Consider the following 14,306-nt stretch of genomic DNA (forward strand, 5'->3'; position numbering starts at 1 on the left):
CGGTGTGGACGTGCAGTCAGGTCACCCGCTCACCAATGAAAAAGTACTTCCGGTCTTTCCTGAGCACGGCATGCCCTTCATATCCCACCGGCAGGTCCTCATTGATGACGATGCCCTGGTAGGCCGGGGAACGGGCCATGACGGAACCTTCCCGGATCGTTTCCGTGACAATGAACGGGACCTCCCGCCCAAGCCAGGGCCGGTTTACCTCTGCATAGACCTGTTCGGAACAGGACAACATGATGCGGGAGCGATTCTTTTTGACGGAATCTAGGATGTCCTTTTCCTGCGAGAGGGGCGTGAAAGGCCGTTTCGAGTACCGGGTCACGTTCACCTTGTTTGGCCGGAGGCGGCGGATGAGGTCGATCGAGGCGGAGAAGTCCTCCTCCGTTTCCCCGGGGAACCCGGCGATCATGTCGGTCATCACCGTGATCTCCGGGTAGCGTTTCCTGAATGCGGCGATAATCCTGCAGAAGTCCCGGACCGTATACTGCCGGCCCATCCGTTCCAGGATGGTGTCGGATCCGGACTGTACCGGAAGGTGGAGGAATCGAAAGATCCTTTCTGCGGAGAAGGCATCAATGATCGCATCGAGATCGTCCATGACCGTTGCTGGATTCATCATCCCGACACGGATGCAGTAGCTCCCCGGGGGATCGCCAATATCGTTCAGCAGGCCGGCAAGGGACAGGCCGATATCCTTTCCATAGGAACTGACATCCTGGGCCGTCAGTTGGATCTCTGCTGCACCACACGCGGCATATGCTGCCACCTGCCTGCGGACCTCGTGCAGGGGAAAACTCCGGAGCGGGCCCCGTGCCTGCCGAGTGATACAATAGGTACAGGTGCCGTTGCACCCCTGTGCAAGCTGCACAATCCCCACACTGCCGGCGGCAACCGTGCCCACCCGGCGGTACCACTCCTGTATTGCATCCGGTGCAATGAAACCGGGATCGCAGACCGAGAGGATAGCCTCCTTCTGGACCTGAGGCATGCAGCCTGTAACAAAGAGATCCCGGTCCCGCAGCGCCGAGAGCCTGCGAAGCATCCGCCGCTCTGTCGGCCCGACCACCGTGCAGGTATTGACGATGACAACGTCGGCATCATCCACAGAATCGGCAATACTGCAGCCCCGGTGTTTCAATACCTCGGTGAGTTTGGCCGTATCCCCGAAATTATACCGGCACCCGTAGGTTTCGATACAGACCCTCCGGTTGCAGAGCCCGGGCGGAAGGTTATCATAGTCACCGGATTGTGGTTCACCAGGTGCCATCGTTTCGCCATATGATATTTCCGGACACAACACTTAACCGATTGCACCCGTAACCTGTTTACCATGTTACGGATCGGGCTGCTCGGCTGCGGCAACATCGGGCATATCATTGCACGCCATGCAGGCCGGTTCACGATCGTGGCAGTGTTTGACCAGGTCCCCGATCGCGCCCGGGAGATCGAGGCAATTTCCGGTGCAACAGCGTACCGGGAATTCGATTCCTTTATCCAGGCTGGCTTTGACATCGTGGTCGAAGCCGCGTCAGTCAGCGCGGTCAAACGGCATGCGCCGGACGTGCTGGCTCACGGAAAAGACATGGTGATCATGAGCGTCGGCGCCCTGACCGACCCGGGCTTCCGGAACCTGATCCGGGCAAAGGCCCGCGAGAACGGCAGAAAAGTCTACATTCCGAGCGGGGCAATCTTCGGCCTCGACAACCTCAAGATCGGGAGGATATCGACACTCAGAAAGCTCCTGCTCCGGACAACCAAGAGCCCTGCAGCGCTGGGAATCGAGGCGCACGAACGGCGGCAGATCTTTGCCGGGAAGGCCAACGAGTGTATTAAATCCTTCCCGAAAAACGTCAATGTGTCGGTTGCCATGAGCCTTGCTGCCGGCATGGATGCCGATGTCGAACTCTTCGTTGATCCCGCGGTGGACCAGAACGTCCACGAACTCTTCATTGAAGGAGACTTCGGCGAGACCTATGTCCGCGTCACCAACATGCCCAGCCCCGACAACCCTGCAACCAGTTACCTTGCCGCCCTCTCCGTGCTCTCGCTCCTGGAGAAGATGGACGACCCGATCGTTGTCGGAACATAAGGGATGAAGATGGGATGGGTATGACGGTTCTCGATGAATTGCTTGATTTCCTCAAAGAAGATACCCCTGCGGGCGATGTGACGTCAGAAGCGGTTATTCCCGATATCACCTGCACGGCCGCCATCCGCGCGGAACAGGATGGCACCCTTGCCGGGATAGAAGAGGCGACACTCCTCTTCACCCACTTTGGTATCGCGGTCACGAACGGAAAACGGGATGGTGACACGGTAAGAAGGGACGAGTCCGTTCTCACCTTTTCAGGAACTGCGAAAAACATCCTCCTTGTCGAGCGGACAGCGCTCAACATCCTCGGGCGGATGAGCGGTATTGCTACCCGCACGGCAGCCATGGCGGCAATCGTGAGACGCGTGAACCCGGCATGCCGGGTGGCCGGCACCCGGAAGACCTGCCCCGGCTTCCGGAGGTTTGACAAGAAAGCCGTGCAGATCGGCGGGGGCGATCCCCACCGGATGAACCTGAGCGACGGGATCCTGATCAAGGACAACCACCTTGCTATCGTGCCTCTCGAAAAAGCCATCCATAAGGCCCGGGCGCACTCGGCGTACAAGAAGATCGAAGTCGAGGTTGAATCGGCCGCAGATGCCGTACGGGCTGCCCGGGCCGGCGCAGATATCATCATGCTCGACAACATGATGCCGTTGCAGGTGCAGGAGACGCTTGCATCGCTTCAGGAAAACGGGGTACGGGACCGCGTTGTCATCGAGATCTCCGGGGGAATCGATGAGGAGACGCTTCCGAACTATGCGGCCTGCGGCGTAGATGTGATCAGCATGGGTTCGCTCACCCATAGCGTGCGGAACATCTCCTTCAGCCTTGAGATCCGACCGGTCACCACTGCCTGAACCGATCTTTTCCTTTTTTATTCCCTCACCCGTGAGATTCGGGAAAGAAACCATTATCTTGGGTCATCCCAAATGGGAGGTTGTTGAGGGAACAATGCAGGAGAATGAGGTGTCACCCCCATTACCGGAACCAGCAGGGCCGGCCAGTGTGGAAGACCCGGAAGTGATCGAAGAGCGGCGGAAGCGCCGCGTCCGCGGCCTGATTGCCCTGCTGAAGGATCCCAACCTGAATTTCCGCTGGCAGGCTGCGGAGATGCTCGGGCCCGAGCGCGATCCGGAAGCTGTCGGCCCGCTCATCGAAGCCCTGAAAGACCCGTATGTCGATGTCCAGTGGCTTGCCGCAAAGTCGCTGGGCCAGATTGGGGACAAACGGGCGCTGGAGCCCCTGCTGGAGGCATCGGCATCAGATAACAAATGGTTACGGGAAGGTGCTGCGTGGGGTCTTGGGAAACTGAAAGATCCCCGGGCTGTTGACCGCCTGATCGTTCTCCTCAAGGATATGAAGACCCGTGTCCGGAAAGTGGCAGCCTGGGCGCTGGGGGCAATCGGAGACAGGCGCGTCGTGCCCAACCTGACCGAATCCTTAGGCGATCCCGATGCGACAGTCCGCGAGGCTGCGCGAAATGCGCTACTCTCTATGGGTGCCGAGCCGCAGGAGCCGGCCGGGTCCCCGTCGCCATCATAACCATCACCTCCTTACGGGACGATCCACACGCTGTTTTCCTGTCAGGGGTGCGTCGTAATCCGAAGATCATCGGTATTGCTGACCACGATCTCCTTGTTCCCCCGGTACGTCTCCACGATCCCAAATGCCCGTACCGTATCGTTCCGGTGTATCACGCGCCCCTGAGCGACAGGTGCCGGAACAAAGATGGTGGTATTTGCCACGAGAAGGGTGAGATGCCCGCCATTTTCAATAAGGTTCACCCTGCTGACAGTCCCCTCGATGACAACCAGTTCGCCGTCCGGCGAGTCACCAGAGAACGGCCGGGCGAACGGCTCTTTCCCGATAAGGGTCAGGGCACTGTTTGCCGTGATGACGACAACCGCCACCCCCACAAGCAGGAGAAGGGCGATGCGTTCCTGGCGCATGAACATGGACTATCGTATAAAAATTATTGTATAAATAACCGACAAGTTGATATGTTAACAGTGTTAACATCACTCACATGCAACCAGCAACACTACCACCATCCTCGAAGACGGTGCTCCAGATCCTGGATGCCGGCGGTTCGATGACCCACAAGGACATTGTCCAGCAGAGTCGCCTTGCACCGCGGACCGTCCGGTATGCGTTAAAGAAACTCAAGGAGCGCGGCCTCATCATCGAGAAGTTCAACTTCCGGGATGCCCGCCAGATCATCTACCAGAACAGGTCATCCTACGTGGAAAAGCCCCAGAGTGCATTTGCATGACCAAGCACTGCTGTACCCTGATGCACTGCGACACCATGGTCAGGAACCTTTTGCCCCCCATGCGGGCCGAGATGGTCTTCCGCCTGGTGCAGAAGCAGGGACTGAGCCAGAGCGACGCGGCAAAAAAACTTGGTGTCACGAGAGCGGCAGTCTCCCAGTACATGAGCAGGAAGCGGGGTGCAGGAGAGGTCGAGATCTCCTCAGAACTTGACCTGATGATCGACCGCTGGGCTCTTGCCGTTGTTACGGGTGAGAGCGACATCAATCTCTGTGATGTATGCCAGTGTGCCAAACAGAAGACCCCGTTCTGACCTTTTCTCATCAAACAATTCCGGGATAGTTCTCCGGCAACTCAGGATTACGTCCTCCTGCGATAGTACCCGTATCCCAGCAGGGCAGCAACAACCAGCAGCGCTATTATAAATTTTGCATAATCCGTTCCAGGACCGGGTGTCTTTACGCCCGGGTTCCAGTCCTCTTCGAACACGGACGTAAAATACTCTGCAACACCGGGATGGTCGATGATTACACCGGCCTCCCGGTTGAAATTCGGGGAGTTGCTGTTCCAGTTGACACTGCTGACCAGAACCTTTCTGCCGTCGACAATGACCCCTTTGTTGTGGATCTTCGCAAGACGGCTTATTTCCAGGTCTGCCAGCCGGGCTTCGAGCGGGAGGTGTTCGGCCGTGGCAATGCGGTTGATGATTTCTACCATCTCGTCATTGTCATTTTTTCCTTCGGTATTGTACCAATAGGAGTCCAGAAGGACCCGCACTGTGACCCCGCGGCGTGAGGCATCGATTGCCGCAGCGAGATAAGGGTTCAACGTGAACCGGGTCTCGTTGGTGATATAGGCTTCCTCGATATCGATGCTCTTCTCTGCAGAGGCGATCAGTGCCGTCACCTGGCTGCTGGTGTCGGGCGCAAGGACAGGGCTGACGGTTGCACCGGTAAACGTCTGCGGGTGAAATACCGGTGTGTGCGTCTCCGTGGAGATGACTTCTCGCCGTCCGGGCCCGCCGGAATAAGGGACAACAGATGGGCTCCGCAAGTCCTCCTGGAAAACCGTGGCGAAATATCCTGCCATGGCAGGATCGTGCACGACAACGCCCCACCCCCGGTTGCCCGAGATCCCTTCCGGTGCAAATCCGTTGTACTTGAAATTCTCACTCACGACAAGGACCGTTGTCCGGTCGATGACAACATACTTGGCATGATCATACCGGTAGGGAGCATGTGCGGTCCCGGACGACACCATTGCATACACAGGGATCCCGCTCCGGTTCAGGTCCCACAGCGCTGCTTTCTCTTCTTCACCGATACCCCCGACCGGCCCTCCTTCAACGAGAACCGTTACCGTGACACCACGCGCCCGGGCGCGTGCCAGCGCATCCGCCATGGCCGGGCTCGAAAACTCGTATACATTGAGCAGGATCTCCCCGGATGCGTTGCCGATCACCGACAGGAAGGCCTCATCGGAACAATCCGGGGAGACGAACGCCGTTACGGTCACGTCAGAGAAATCTGCTGGGAGGAAGCGGGACTGCCCGAGCATGAGCGGGCGCGGATCCCATATTCCTCTCTCAAGAAAATGCACCTGCCCTTCGCGTGCCGCAACATCACGGGGCCAGGATACCTGCTGAATGAGAGTTCCCCGGTCGTATACCATGAGCGAGTCGTTGGCATTGGCCATGCGCAGGGATTTGCTGCTGATCACGTCCGGAACCACATCCGACGAATCCTGCCACTCATATGCCGGCAACCTCCCGTGGCTCTGGAGAAATGCAGTCCCGTTCCGTGCAATGGTCAGGGTACCAGCGATGGAACTGCCCGGGGGAAAGGAAAAACCGCTCTTTCCATCGGATACCGTGATCGCGTCCAGCGGGCCGTACCCCGAGAGAACAAGATACTCGTCGGGGTCACCTGCAAGGTAGGGATCCGGGCAGAACTCGGTGATCAGGACCGTCCCTGCTGCACCGGCTGTTGCAGGAATGACAAGAAGAACCATGAGGAGGAGGAGACAACGCATAGATGAAGTGTTGCGTGTCAACTAACTTATATTGTGTGAAATATTTTTCTTTGGGGATGGTTAGATGGTGCCTACACCGAAAAGAGAGAACAGAAGACCGCTGGTCGTGAAATTCGGAGGGAGCCTGTACGACAGCGTCCCATCGCTCATTCCCGTGCTCTCTGTATCCCCGCGCCCGCTCCTCATTGTCCCGGGAGGGGGGCCCTTTGCCAATGTGGTTCGGCAGGCAGGTCTCGACGACGAAATGGCACACTGGGAGGCAATCGCTGCAATGGACCGGTATGGAGAGTACGTGGCGTCATTTGGCCTGCCCGTCACAGAACAGCCTGTCCCGCCCGAAACGCCGACGGTCTTCCTTCCGCTGCGCTGCCTGAAAGAGCGCGACCCCCTGCCTCACTCCTGGGACGTCACCTCGGATACGATTGCCGCGTGGATTGCCGCAGAGCTCGGCCTCGACCTCATCCTTCTCAAATCTGTGGATGGGATCCCTTCAGGACTCGGGGTTCTCGATCAAGTGAGCGCGGTGGTGGAGACCGATGTTGTCGACCCGCTGTTCATCCCCTTTGTAATAAAAAATAAGGTCGAGACCTTCATCCTGAACGGGAGACACCCGGATCTCCTTGCAGGATTCCTCCGCGGCGAACCGGTATGGGGGACACAGATCAGTACAACCTTTTAAAGGTTCCAAAAGAGATACTATAGGAATCCCTGGAGGAGCCAAACATGTCAGATAAGAAGTGTACGTCCTGCAATGCCCCGCTTGCAGATGAGGGCGCAACAGAATTCGGTTGCCCCGCGTGCGGTGTCGAGATCAGCCGGTGCTACCGGTGCCGGGAGCAGAGCATCCCCTATACCTGCCCCAAGTGCGGATTCGGGGGACCGTAAGTCATGGGCAGTGTCGCAGTCATCATGCGGGTCATGCCCGAGTCACCTGAGGTCAACCTCGATGAGCTCAAGAAAGCGCTGAAGGAGAAGCTCCCCGGCATCCAGGATGTCAAGGAAGAGCCCATCGGTTTTGGCTTGAAGGCCATCAAGTTCGCCGCCATTGTCAACGATGCCGGTGGCGAGACAGACATGCTCGAAAAGACGATCGGTGCTATTCCCGGCGTCGAACGGGCAGAGATTATCGAAGTAACCCTGACATAACACGTCAGCCGGGTTTCTTTTTTTCGTTTTATTGCCGTTCCTGTTCCAGCGTTTTAATAACTGAATCGGTACTTGCGCGGATCTTTTCCACGGAATCGCGGAACGCGATCACTTCCGATTCGTCAAGCCGGATGGTGATGGGAAACACGCCCTGACGGTTGACACGGGCAGGCACCCCGATACAGATGTTGCCGATGCAGTGGACTTCCCTGTGGATGAAGGCAGAGACAGTGAGGATCCTGTTCTCGTCAAGCAGGATTGTCCGCACGAGGGTTGCGATCGCTTCTCCCGGGCCGTAAACGGTTGAACCCTTGTTCTGGATAATGCGGTGACCGCTGCATTTCACGGATTCGATGAAATCCTTGACCGGTAAGTGCGAGAACTCCGGCAGGTTCGAGATCTTGATACCGCCGATGGTGGTCGCAGACCAGAGGGGGACAAGGCTGTCGCCGTGCTCGCCGATGATACGGGTATGCACCTCGCTGACATGGACATGGAAGTAAGATGCAATCAGGGCCTTCAAACGCATCGAGTCAAGGTGGGTGCCAAGGCCGAAGACCTGGTGGGGCTTTAACATCGAAAACCGCAGGGCAACGCTGGTCATCACGTCGACCGGGTTGGTAACCACAAAGAGCTTGGTGTCCGGGGCGACCTTGCCGATGGTTTCTGCTATCGGTGCCACGATCCGTGCATTTTCCAGCGCCAGGTCGAGCCGGTCCTGCCCCGCTTTCCGGGGAACGCCGGCAAGGATAACGACAATATCCGAACCGGCAGCATCGTGCAAGTCGGTTGTCCAAGTGACACGGATGTCCGTGCCCCGTGCAGCGAACGAGTCCATCAGGTCCTGGGTTATTCCCATTAAGAGGGCTTCGCGCCCGGGCCTGCCATGGAGCAGGATCTCGTCGATGTGCGGGATCGATGAGATGGCATGTGCTGCAAACATCCCGACATTGCCTGTTGCGCCGACAATGGTCACCTTAACCATGATAATCGTAAGAGTGGGGACATGTTCTCGGTCGACTGTACGTTTCTGCGTTCACCAAAGCGTTCATCCTCCGCCCCGTTACCCCATGGGCGCCGGATGTCTGCGGTTAGTCTGCTCCCTTCCGGGCCTGAACCGGTCCCCGCAGCAACAGGTCGCCATTCCCTCCGGAATTTTGAACACTGTCCATCGACCTCATGGGACGAGGTTTCAACGTCAGAACACACAGGCTCCCGCAGGCCGTTGCAGCCTCGGTCAAACTTCGCCCCCCGCGTACCGACGGTTTCGGGTAACAAGTGACGCCGAGCCACCCGGGCTAGTCCCCATATACTTTTGTACACCGGCCAATAAAGGCTTGTTACTCCAAGCGCGATTGCGAGAACCAAAACGCGGTTTCCCGTCACGGGATGAAGACCTCTCCCCCGGCCCGGTCCAGCCATTCTTTCCGGATCTTCGCGGTTGCAGCCGCATCCTTCTTCTCGAACAGGTCCAGTGCTGTCAGGGGCACAAGTCCGGGCGCGAGAATGCGCGGAAGCTCGCGGAAATCCCCCTGGTAGACTTCGATGACCTGATCACCTTCCGTCTCGGCGATCTTCACCGGCTCTTTCACCACCGGGTGTTTTGCCATGTCCTCGACCTGCTCGAAGATCCGGATGCGGCCGACAAAGAGGTACTCCCGGTTCACCTCGAGGTTGAACGCGGACCAGAACGCCGACGCGTACCAGGCATCGTTCATCACCACCCGGGGAACGCCCAGGCAGGCTGCCGTGAGGCCGAGGGTCCCGACACCGGAACAGGCATCAATGAAGTACGGCACCGGCGGGCTCCCCACGCGCTGCTGCACGGAGCGGATCTTCGGGTAACCGGCCCGCGGGAACTCGATATGGACAAGCGACTGCTGCTTGTACATGACAAGCGGGCCGGTTGCAAGGGGAAAGACATCGGCCCGCACATCGCACCCGGCAAGGAGCTCGTAGACCCGGGGCACCGTGTTCCCGTCAGCGGCAGCAAGCCCCGGCACAAAATCGCCCGTCCTGACAACGCCGCGCAGCTCGGGGACTTCCCGCATGAGCCGTTCCGCGGTCTTCTTTGTCACGCGGGAGGAGAGGAGGACCAGCGATTTTTCGGGAAGGAACGGCGGCCGGTCCATCGCAAACCCGGGGTGGATAAGCGGCGACCCTGCTGCGATGAGCGGGTCGGTCTTTTTGAGGTCGCCTTCCTCCACCATTACCACCCAGATATGGGCAAAGACCTCATCGATGAACCGCTTCCCGCAGGAACAAGGTTCGCCATAGTCCATGGATGGCAGGGGGAGGCGCTTGTCCAACATGCGGATGCTGCATTCCGCGCAGGGAAGAAAAACCGTGGGGAGCGTTGAGAGGATGTCCCGCGCGGACTTCACGCAGTCGCTTGCGCACACGGGACACTTCATGGTGCTTTCTATCAAAGTCCCGGAATACAAAGGTTTTCATATCGTATTCCACAAAAAACACCCCGGCAGGAAACAGCCGTATAGGACAAGGAAGAGAAAAACCGGGCAGTGGGCCCGAAGGGATTCGAACCCATGACCGCCCGGTTATGAGCCGGGCGCTCTAACCGGACTGAGCTACGGGCCCCAAGCGCCCCCCACAGGGCTCGAACCTGTGACATTCGGATTAACAGTCCGACACTCTACCAACTGAGTTAGGGAGGCACGCGTCTTCGCGTCCTAATAGATTCTTTCTGAGTACTTTTAAAGGTAACTATAAGGTCGTAGGACCGGAGATCCGGCAGGAGCAAGCCAGAGATTACTCCCATCCTGCTCATTCCTCGCGTTTCATCGATTCGATCAGCCGGATCAGGTCGTCAAGGTCCTCGTTCAAGTGGGTAAAGAGTTCAACGGTCCGGGCCGTTGCCACGGCACCCTCCGGAGATGCGCGGATATATCCCAGCTGTTCCAACACATGGAGGGAATACCGGATGCGGTGCGAAGGTTCCCGTAACAGTTCGGAGAGCTTCATGATCCCTATCGGCTGGTGATCCGCCACGGCACGGGCAACCTCAAGATGGCGGCTGATCAGTTCGACCTCGTCCTTCATCTTCTCAAGCATCTTCCCTCACCCATCCTCAATGGTCCGGCTTACTCCGGCTTATCCACATCTTCCTTTTTCTCTGGTTGCTGATGAAGCCATGCCTTCGTCAGCTGGTACCGCTTCCGGAAATCCAGGGAGAGGAGCGCTGCAACAATCAGCATGACAGCTATCAGGGGCAGGCGGTAGGTTTCAAGACGTTGCGGCAGGAGGAAGAAGAAGAGGACAGATACGGCGACAAGGAGAATGATGATGTTCAGCTCTACGGCAAGGTGATAAAACTTCCACCGGAACTGGTCTTTCGCATTCTGGTCCATCGCAACAATTGTGCTTCCGGAATAAAAGTACTTGACGTTTCACCGCACATATTCCGGGCAGATGGATCCACTTTCCGAGGCAATCAGGAAGAGCGGGGCGGATGCGTACGTGATGTATGCCAGCTCGCGCGACGCGGACATGCGCTACATGACGAAGTTTGTGACAAGCGACCCGTTCGTCTTTTTCCGGAAATCCGGGGGGAAAGATACGATCATCATCTCCCAGATGGAAGTCGGGCGCGCGTCCCGCGAATCGCCTGCGGCAGTGATGACACGGGCCGAAGCGCACCTGCCGGAGATCTTAAAAAAAGAGAAAGACCCGCTCCGCGCAACAGCGAAAATGATTGCCGGGCAGGCCGGAAAGAAGATCCTCGTCCCCCCCCAGTTCCCGGTCGGGCTAGCCCGTGCACTGGAGAAATACTGCACCGTGATCGTAGATTCCGGGACGATCCTGTCCATGCGGGCAGAGAAGTCACATGCCGAGATCGCCGCAATGCGCCGCGTCCAGAAGGTGACCGAGACTGCGCTCGGTCTCGGCGTTGAGCTGATCCGGAAGGCCACGGTTAAGAAAGGGATCCTTTCCCTTAAGGGCAAGCCCCTGACCTCGGAAGATATCCGCTTCGTCATGCACACCCATCTTCTGTCCTGCGGTTGCACAGCAGTTGACACCATCGTTGCGTGCGGCGGGGACACAGCAATCCCGCATGCCACCGGCACCGGACCCCTGCGGGCAGACGAGCCGATCATCATCGACCTCTTCCCGGTCGAGGAGGCGAGCGGCTATTACGCTGATATGACCCGCACGGTGGTCAAGGGCGAACCCTCGAACGAGATCCGGGAGATGTACGATGTCCTGTGCGAGGCAAAACACCTCGCGACATCGCTGATAAAACCGGGCGTGCCGGGGGCTGATGTCTACCAGGCAGTCGTGGACTTCTTTAAAGACCACAGGTACGAGAGCGATACCCGGGGATTCACCCACAACCTCGGGCATGGCGTGGGATTGCAGGTGCACGAGCTGCCGACCGTGGGACCGGCAGGAACGGAGCTGAGTGCCGGGAACGTGATCACCATCGAGCCGGGCCTGTACTATCCCGGCACCGGCGGAGTCCGGCTTGAGGACATGGGAGCCGTCACTGCAAAGGGCTTCTCCAATTTCACGCACTTCTCCGAGGAGCTGGTCCTGTGAAGGACGACATCCTGGAGAACTACCGGACTGCCGGTTCCCTTGCATCGCGGATCCTCCGCGAAGGTGCGCAGGGGATCCGGGTTGGGGCATCCTACCTCGATCTTGTCGAATCCATTGAGGCGCGGGTGAAAAACGAGGGGGCAGCGCTTGCATTTCCGCTCAACCTCTCCTTGAACGAGGACGCTGCGCACGACACGGCTTCCCCGGGCGATGAACGGGTCTTCCATAAGGGGGACGTGGCCAAGCTCGACCTCGGGGTGCAGATCGACGGCTACATTGCCGACACCGCTGTGACGGTCGACCTCGGGAACAACTCGCTGCTGCTCGACGCATCGAAGGAAGCCCTTGAAGCAGCGATCCGGGCAATAAAACCCGGTGTGCATGCCGGGACACTGGGGGCCGCCATCCAGCAGGAGATCGAGAGGAGAGGGTATCGCCCCGTTTCCAACCTCACCGGCCACGGGCTGGGCCAGTACGTCCAGCACGGCCCTCCGACCATTCCCAATGTCGGTACGGGTGGGGGGACCGTGATTGAAGAAGGCATGGTCTTTGCCATCGAGCCGTTCGCGACAACGGGAAGTGGTCGCGTAGGGGAGAAATCACGGGCAGAGATCTATTCCCAGATCTCAAATCGCCCCGTACGCATTCCGGCAGGCCGCACCATCCTTGAAAAGATCCGGGACCGCAGGGGGCTGCCATTTTCCCGCCGCTGGCTCTTGGAGAAGAAACTCGATCTCGCCCTTCCCGCGCTTGTGCGATCGGGGACGCTCCATGTCTACCCGGTCCTTGCCGACATCCCCGGCTCCCTTGTCTCCCAGCACGAGCACACGGTCATTGTGACCAGCGATGGCTGTCTGGTGACAACCCGGTAAGAGACCGACAAGAAACCTTATGCATGCCGGCGCCGATTAATTAAGGTTACAGCCATGTCCGGAGACTCTGACACCCTGCGTATCATGGAGATCGTGCTGACCGCCGAGATCTTCAACCAGAACCCCGAACTTGACATCAACGACATCACGCCCCTCTGCCGCGATGTCTTTGGTGCCACCGGTTCCGAGATCAAGCGCCCGGTCTATGTCAGCGACGGGCTGATCAAGCGTGCCCTCTCCATTGCCGACGCCCACACGAAACTTGTGGCAAATCCCTTCATCTCGTACGAGGAGTTCGGCCAGCGGCTCAAGATCACGGCCCTCGAACCGGCCGGGCAGTGGTTCCTCAAGCAGGGGGGCAAGCCGTTCCTCGAAAAGAACCCGGCGCTTGCCTTCTATTTCGAGAAGATAGGCGGGTCCAACGGGGTGTCCTATAAGGACGTGCGGAAGGTAAATCCCCCGTTCGAAGACACCAAGGCCCACCTGGATGCACGGATCTCCAGACTCATCAGCGAGGACGAGAAACTCCGGGGAGCGCTTGACCTCGTCATCCTTAGCGCCCCGGACGAGATCGAACAGCATATCGACGACCTGGTCTGCACGGACGACCAGATCGCTATCATCAACAAGATCCAGCACGCTCTCGACCACCGCGACTTCCTCCACCGGCACCGGATCTACGAGATCGGCAAGCTCCTCTTTGTCGGGCCGCCCGGCACCGGCAAGACCTCGCTTGCCCTTGCCATGTCCCGCACCATGCACATGCCGGTCCTCGAAGTCCGCCTCTCGATGGTCACCTCGCAGTACCTTGGCGAGACCTCGAAGAACATCGACCGCATCTTCGACCTGGCCAAGCAGCTCGCCCCAGCGATCCTGTTTGTCGACGAGTTCGACTTCGTGGCAAAGAGCCGCACCACCGACGACCATGGCGCCATGAAGCGGGCGGTCAACTCCCTCTTAAAGAACATCGACCGGATCAACTTGATCCGGAACGGCGTCCTCCTGATCGGTGCAACGAACCACCCCCAGCTGCTGGACGAAGCCGCCTGGCGGCGTTTCGACGAGGTAGTGGAGTTCTCCCTTCCTGATGAGGGGATGCGGAAAGACATATTGAAAAAGGTTACCTCAACGCTCCACTGCACTGTCGATTACGCAGCCCTTGCAAAGAAGACAGAAAGATTCTCCGGTTCAGACCTCCGCATGATGATCAAGGAGGCAATCCTCTCGGCGCTCATGGACAAGAGGAACGATATCCGGGAGAGCGATATCGAAAAGGGCATCACCATGGTGCGGAACCGCGAGGCGATCCGGCACCAGAACTGGTTATAA

The 14,306-nt window shown here is 58.4% G+C and carries 18 protein-coding genes, 2 tRNA genes and 1 other RNA gene; 11 read left to right on the forward strand and 10 right to left on the reverse strand.

The genetic code is table 11. The annotated features are described in order from the left end of the window. Window positions 1-16: 16 nt before the first annotated feature. Window positions 17-1,273 carry a tRNA (N(6)-L-threonylcarbamoyladenosine(37)-C(2))-methylthiotransferase gene (locus METFOR_RS13105; protein ID WP_015286636.1) on the reverse strand — a complete coding sequence of 419 codons (1,257 nt, stop codon included), beginning with the start codon at window positions 1,271-1,273 and terminating at the stop codon, window positions 17-19. A gap of 63 nt (window positions 1,274-1,336) precedes the next feature. Here METFOR_RS13105 and nadX point away from each other — a divergent pair, with 63 nt between their 5' ends. The 3 genes from nadX (at window position 1,337) to METFOR_RS13120 (ending at window position 3,643) form a co-directional block, all read left to right on the forward strand. After that, window positions 1,337-2,095, forward strand: a complete 759-nt coding sequence (nadX, locus tag METFOR_RS13110; RefSeq protein ID WP_015286637.1) for an aspartate dehydrogenase — start codon at window positions 1,337-1,339, stop codon at window positions 2,093-2,095. 14 nt (window positions 2,096-2,109) lie between these two features. After that, on the forward strand, window positions 2,110-2,958 hold the full coding sequence (gene nadC, locus METFOR_RS13115) for a carboxylating nicotinate-nucleotide diphosphorylase (RefSeq protein WP_015286638.1): 849 nt from the start codon (window positions 2,110-2,112) through the stop codon (window positions 2,956-2,958). Window positions 2,959-3,067: 109 nt separating this feature from the next. Beyond that, window positions 3,068-3,643, forward strand: a complete 576-nt coding sequence (locus METFOR_RS13120; protein WP_158491390.1) for a HEAT repeat domain-containing protein — start codon at window positions 3,068-3,070, stop codon at window positions 3,641-3,643. Between the two features lie 41 nt (window positions 3,644-3,684). Here METFOR_RS13120 and METFOR_RS13125 read toward each other — a convergent pair whose 3' ends face one another. After that, a complete protein-coding gene (locus tag METFOR_RS13125; RefSeq protein ID WP_148277695.1) occupies window positions 3,685-4,050 on the reverse strand; it encodes a hypothetical protein in 366 nt (121 codons plus the stop codon). Between the two features lie 77 nt (window positions 4,051-4,127). Here METFOR_RS13125 and METFOR_RS13130 point away from each other — a divergent pair, with 77 nt between their 5' ends. Both METFOR_RS13130 and METFOR_RS13135 read left to right on the forward strand, forming a co-directional pair. Next, window positions 4,128-4,373 carry a MarR family transcriptional regulator gene (locus METFOR_RS13130; protein ID WP_015286641.1) on the forward strand — a complete coding sequence of 82 codons (246 nt, stop codon included), beginning with the start codon at window positions 4,128-4,130 and terminating at the stop codon, window positions 4,371-4,373. Beyond that, the gene (locus METFOR_RS13135; protein WP_015286642.1) at window positions 4,370-4,684 is read left to right on the forward strand and encodes a transcriptional regulator; all 315 of its coding nucleotides are present in this window, start codon (window positions 4,370-4,372) and stop codon (window positions 4,682-4,684) included. The genes METFOR_RS13130 and METFOR_RS13135 overlap by 4 nt, the downstream gene beginning before the upstream one ends. A gap of 47 nt (window positions 4,685-4,731) precedes the next feature. Here METFOR_RS13135 and METFOR_RS13140 read toward each other — a convergent pair whose 3' ends face one another. Further along, on the reverse strand, window positions 4,732-6,402 hold the full coding sequence (locus tag METFOR_RS13140) for a phospholipase D-like domain-containing protein (RefSeq protein WP_015286643.1): 1,671 nt from the start codon (window positions 6,400-6,402) through the stop codon (window positions 4,732-4,734). Between the two features lie 64 nt (window positions 6,403-6,466). On the opposite strand from METFOR_RS13140, the gene METFOR_RS13145 reads away from it, so the two are divergent. Genes METFOR_RS13145 through METFOR_RS13155 form a run of 3 tightly spaced genes read left to right on the forward strand, consistent with a single transcriptional unit; the run spans window position 6,467 to window position 7,548 of the window. Next, window positions 6,467-7,081, forward strand: a complete 615-nt coding sequence (locus METFOR_RS13145) for an amino acid kinase family protein (RefSeq protein WP_015286644.1) — start codon at window positions 6,467-6,469, stop codon at window positions 7,079-7,081. Between the two features lie 44 nt (window positions 7,082-7,125). Further along, window positions 7,126-7,287 (forward strand): zinc finger domain-containing protein, encoded by a 162-nt coding sequence (locus METFOR_RS13150; RefSeq protein ID WP_015286645.1) that lies wholly within the window; start codon window positions 7,126-7,128, stop codon window positions 7,285-7,287. A 3-nt stretch (window positions 7,288-7,290) separates the two neighbouring features. Beyond that, on the forward strand, window positions 7,291-7,548 hold the full coding sequence (locus tag METFOR_RS13155) for an elongation factor 1-beta (protein WP_015286646.1): 258 nt from the start codon (window positions 7,291-7,293) through the stop codon (window positions 7,546-7,548). A 28-nt stretch (window positions 7,549-7,576) separates the two neighbouring features. Here METFOR_RS13155 and METFOR_RS13160 read toward each other — a convergent pair whose 3' ends face one another. From METFOR_RS13160 to METFOR_RS13185, 7 genes are all read right to left on the reverse strand, one after another. Next, on the reverse strand, window positions 7,577-8,533 hold the full coding sequence (locus tag METFOR_RS13160; protein ID WP_015286647.1) for a malate dehydrogenase: 957 nt from the start codon (window positions 8,531-8,533) through the stop codon (window positions 7,577-7,579). Between the two features lie 13 nt (window positions 8,534-8,546). After that, an RNA gene (gene ffs, locus METFOR_RS15095) (signal recognition particle sRNA) lies at window positions 8,547-8,857 on the reverse strand. A 73-nt stretch (window positions 8,858-8,930) separates the two neighbouring features. Then, a complete protein-coding gene (locus METFOR_RS13165; protein ID WP_015286648.1) occupies window positions 8,931-9,962 on the reverse strand; it encodes a hypothetical protein in 1,032 nt (343 codons plus the stop codon). Window positions 9,963-10,071: 109 nt separating this feature from the next. Next, window positions 10,072-10,146: transfer RNA gene (locus METFOR_RS13170), tRNA-Ile, on the reverse strand. A gap of 4 nt (window positions 10,147-10,150) precedes the next feature. Beyond that, a tRNA-Asn gene (locus METFOR_RS13175) sits at window positions 10,151-10,223 on the reverse strand. A 109-nt stretch (window positions 10,224-10,332) separates the two neighbouring features. Then, window positions 10,333-10,620: a hypothetical protein gene (locus METFOR_RS13180; RefSeq protein ID WP_015286649.1), complete on the reverse strand. Its 288-nt coding sequence runs from the start codon at window positions 10,618-10,620 to the stop codon at window positions 10,333-10,335. Window positions 10,621-10,649: 29 nt separating this feature from the next. Next, window positions 10,650-10,916 carry a hypothetical protein gene (locus METFOR_RS13185; RefSeq protein ID WP_015286650.1) on the reverse strand — a complete coding sequence of 89 codons (267 nt, stop codon included), beginning with the start codon at window positions 10,914-10,916 and terminating at the stop codon, window positions 10,650-10,652. A 61-nt stretch (window positions 10,917-10,977) separates the two neighbouring features. Between METFOR_RS13185 and METFOR_RS13190 the strand changes: the two genes are divergently transcribed. The 3 genes from METFOR_RS13190 to METFOR_RS13200 are packed head-to-tail and all read left to right on the forward strand — an operon-like array spanning window position 10,978 to window position 14,306. Further along, complete coding sequence (locus METFOR_RS13190; protein WP_015286651.1) at window positions 10,978-12,105, forward strand: M24 family metallopeptidase; 1,128 nt, start codon at window positions 10,978-10,980, stop codon at window positions 12,103-12,105. Further along, window positions 12,102-12,977, forward strand: a complete 876-nt coding sequence (map, locus tag METFOR_RS13195) for a type II methionyl aminopeptidase (protein WP_015286652.1) — start codon at window positions 12,102-12,104, stop codon at window positions 12,975-12,977. The genes METFOR_RS13190 and map overlap by 4 nt, the downstream gene beginning before the upstream one ends. A 54-nt stretch (window positions 12,978-13,031) precedes the next feature. Next, window positions 13,032-14,306 carry an ATP-binding protein gene (locus tag METFOR_RS13200; RefSeq protein ID WP_015286653.1) on the forward strand — a complete coding sequence of 425 codons (1,275 nt, stop codon included), beginning with the start codon at window positions 13,032-13,034 and terminating at the stop codon, window positions 14,304-14,306.

Origin of the sequence: Methanoregula formicica SMSP (assembly GCF_000327485.1) — an archaeon.
GTDB lineage: Archaea > Halobacteriota > Methanomicrobia > Methanomicrobiales > Methanospirillaceae > Methanoregula > Methanoregula formicica.

Coding starts and splice junctions, on each gene's coding strand:
- METFOR_RS13155 (WP_015286646.1), top strand. CDS start 7,291: ATGGGCAGTGTCGCAGTCATCATGCGGGTCATGCCCGAGTCACCTGAG.
- nadC (WP_015286638.1), top strand. CDS start 2,110: ATGGGTATGACGGTTCTCGATGAATTGCTTGATTTCCTCAAAGAAGAT.
- METFOR_RS13130 (WP_015286641.1), top strand. CDS start 4,128: ATGCAACCAGCAACACTACCACCATCCTCGAAGACGGTGCTCCAGATC.
- nadX (WP_015286637.1), top strand. CDS start 1,337: ATGTTACGGATCGGGCTGCTCGGCTGCGGCAACATCGGGCATATCATT.
- METFOR_RS13145 (WP_015286644.1), top strand. CDS start 6,467: ATGGTGCCTACACCGAAAAGAGAGAACAGAAGACCGCTGGTCGTGAAA.
- METFOR_RS13165 (WP_015286648.1), bottom strand. CDS start 9,962: ATGAAGTGTCCCGTGTGCGCAAGCGACTGCGTGAAGTCCGCGCGGGAC.
- METFOR_RS13180 (WP_015286649.1), bottom strand. CDS start 10,620: ATGCTTGAGAAGATGAAGGACGAGGTCGAACTGATCAGCCGCCATCTT.
- METFOR_RS13135 (WP_015286642.1), top strand. CDS start 4,370: ATGACCAAGCACTGCTGTACCCTGATGCACTGCGACACCATGGTCAGG.
- METFOR_RS13160 (WP_015286647.1), bottom strand. CDS start 8,533: ATGGTTAAGGTGACCATTGTCGGCGCAACAGGCAATGTCGGGATGTTT.
- METFOR_RS13185 (WP_015286650.1), bottom strand. CDS start 10,916: ATGGACCAGAATGCGAAAGACCAGTTCCGGTGGAAGTTTTATCACCTT.
- METFOR_RS13150 (WP_015286645.1), top strand. CDS start 7,126: ATGTCAGATAAGAAGTGTACGTCCTGCAATGCCCCGCTTGCAGATGAG.
- METFOR_RS13190 (WP_015286651.1), top strand. CDS start 10,978: ATGGATCCACTTTCCGAGGCAATCAGGAAGAGCGGGGCGGATGCGTAC.
- METFOR_RS13125 (WP_148277695.1), bottom strand. CDS start 4,050: ATGCGCCAGGAACGCATCGCCCTTCTCCTGCTTGTGGGGGTGGCGGTT.
- METFOR_RS13200 (WP_015286653.1), top strand. CDS start 13,032: ATGTCCGGAGACTCTGACACCCTGCGTATCATGGAGATCGTGCTGACC.
- METFOR_RS13140 (WP_015286643.1), bottom strand. CDS start 6,402: ATGCGTTGTCTCCTCCTCCTCATGGTTCTTCTTGTCATTCCTGCAACA.
- METFOR_RS13105 (WP_015286636.1), bottom strand. CDS start 1,273: ATGGCACCTGGTGAACCACAATCCGGTGACTATGATAACCTTCCGCCC.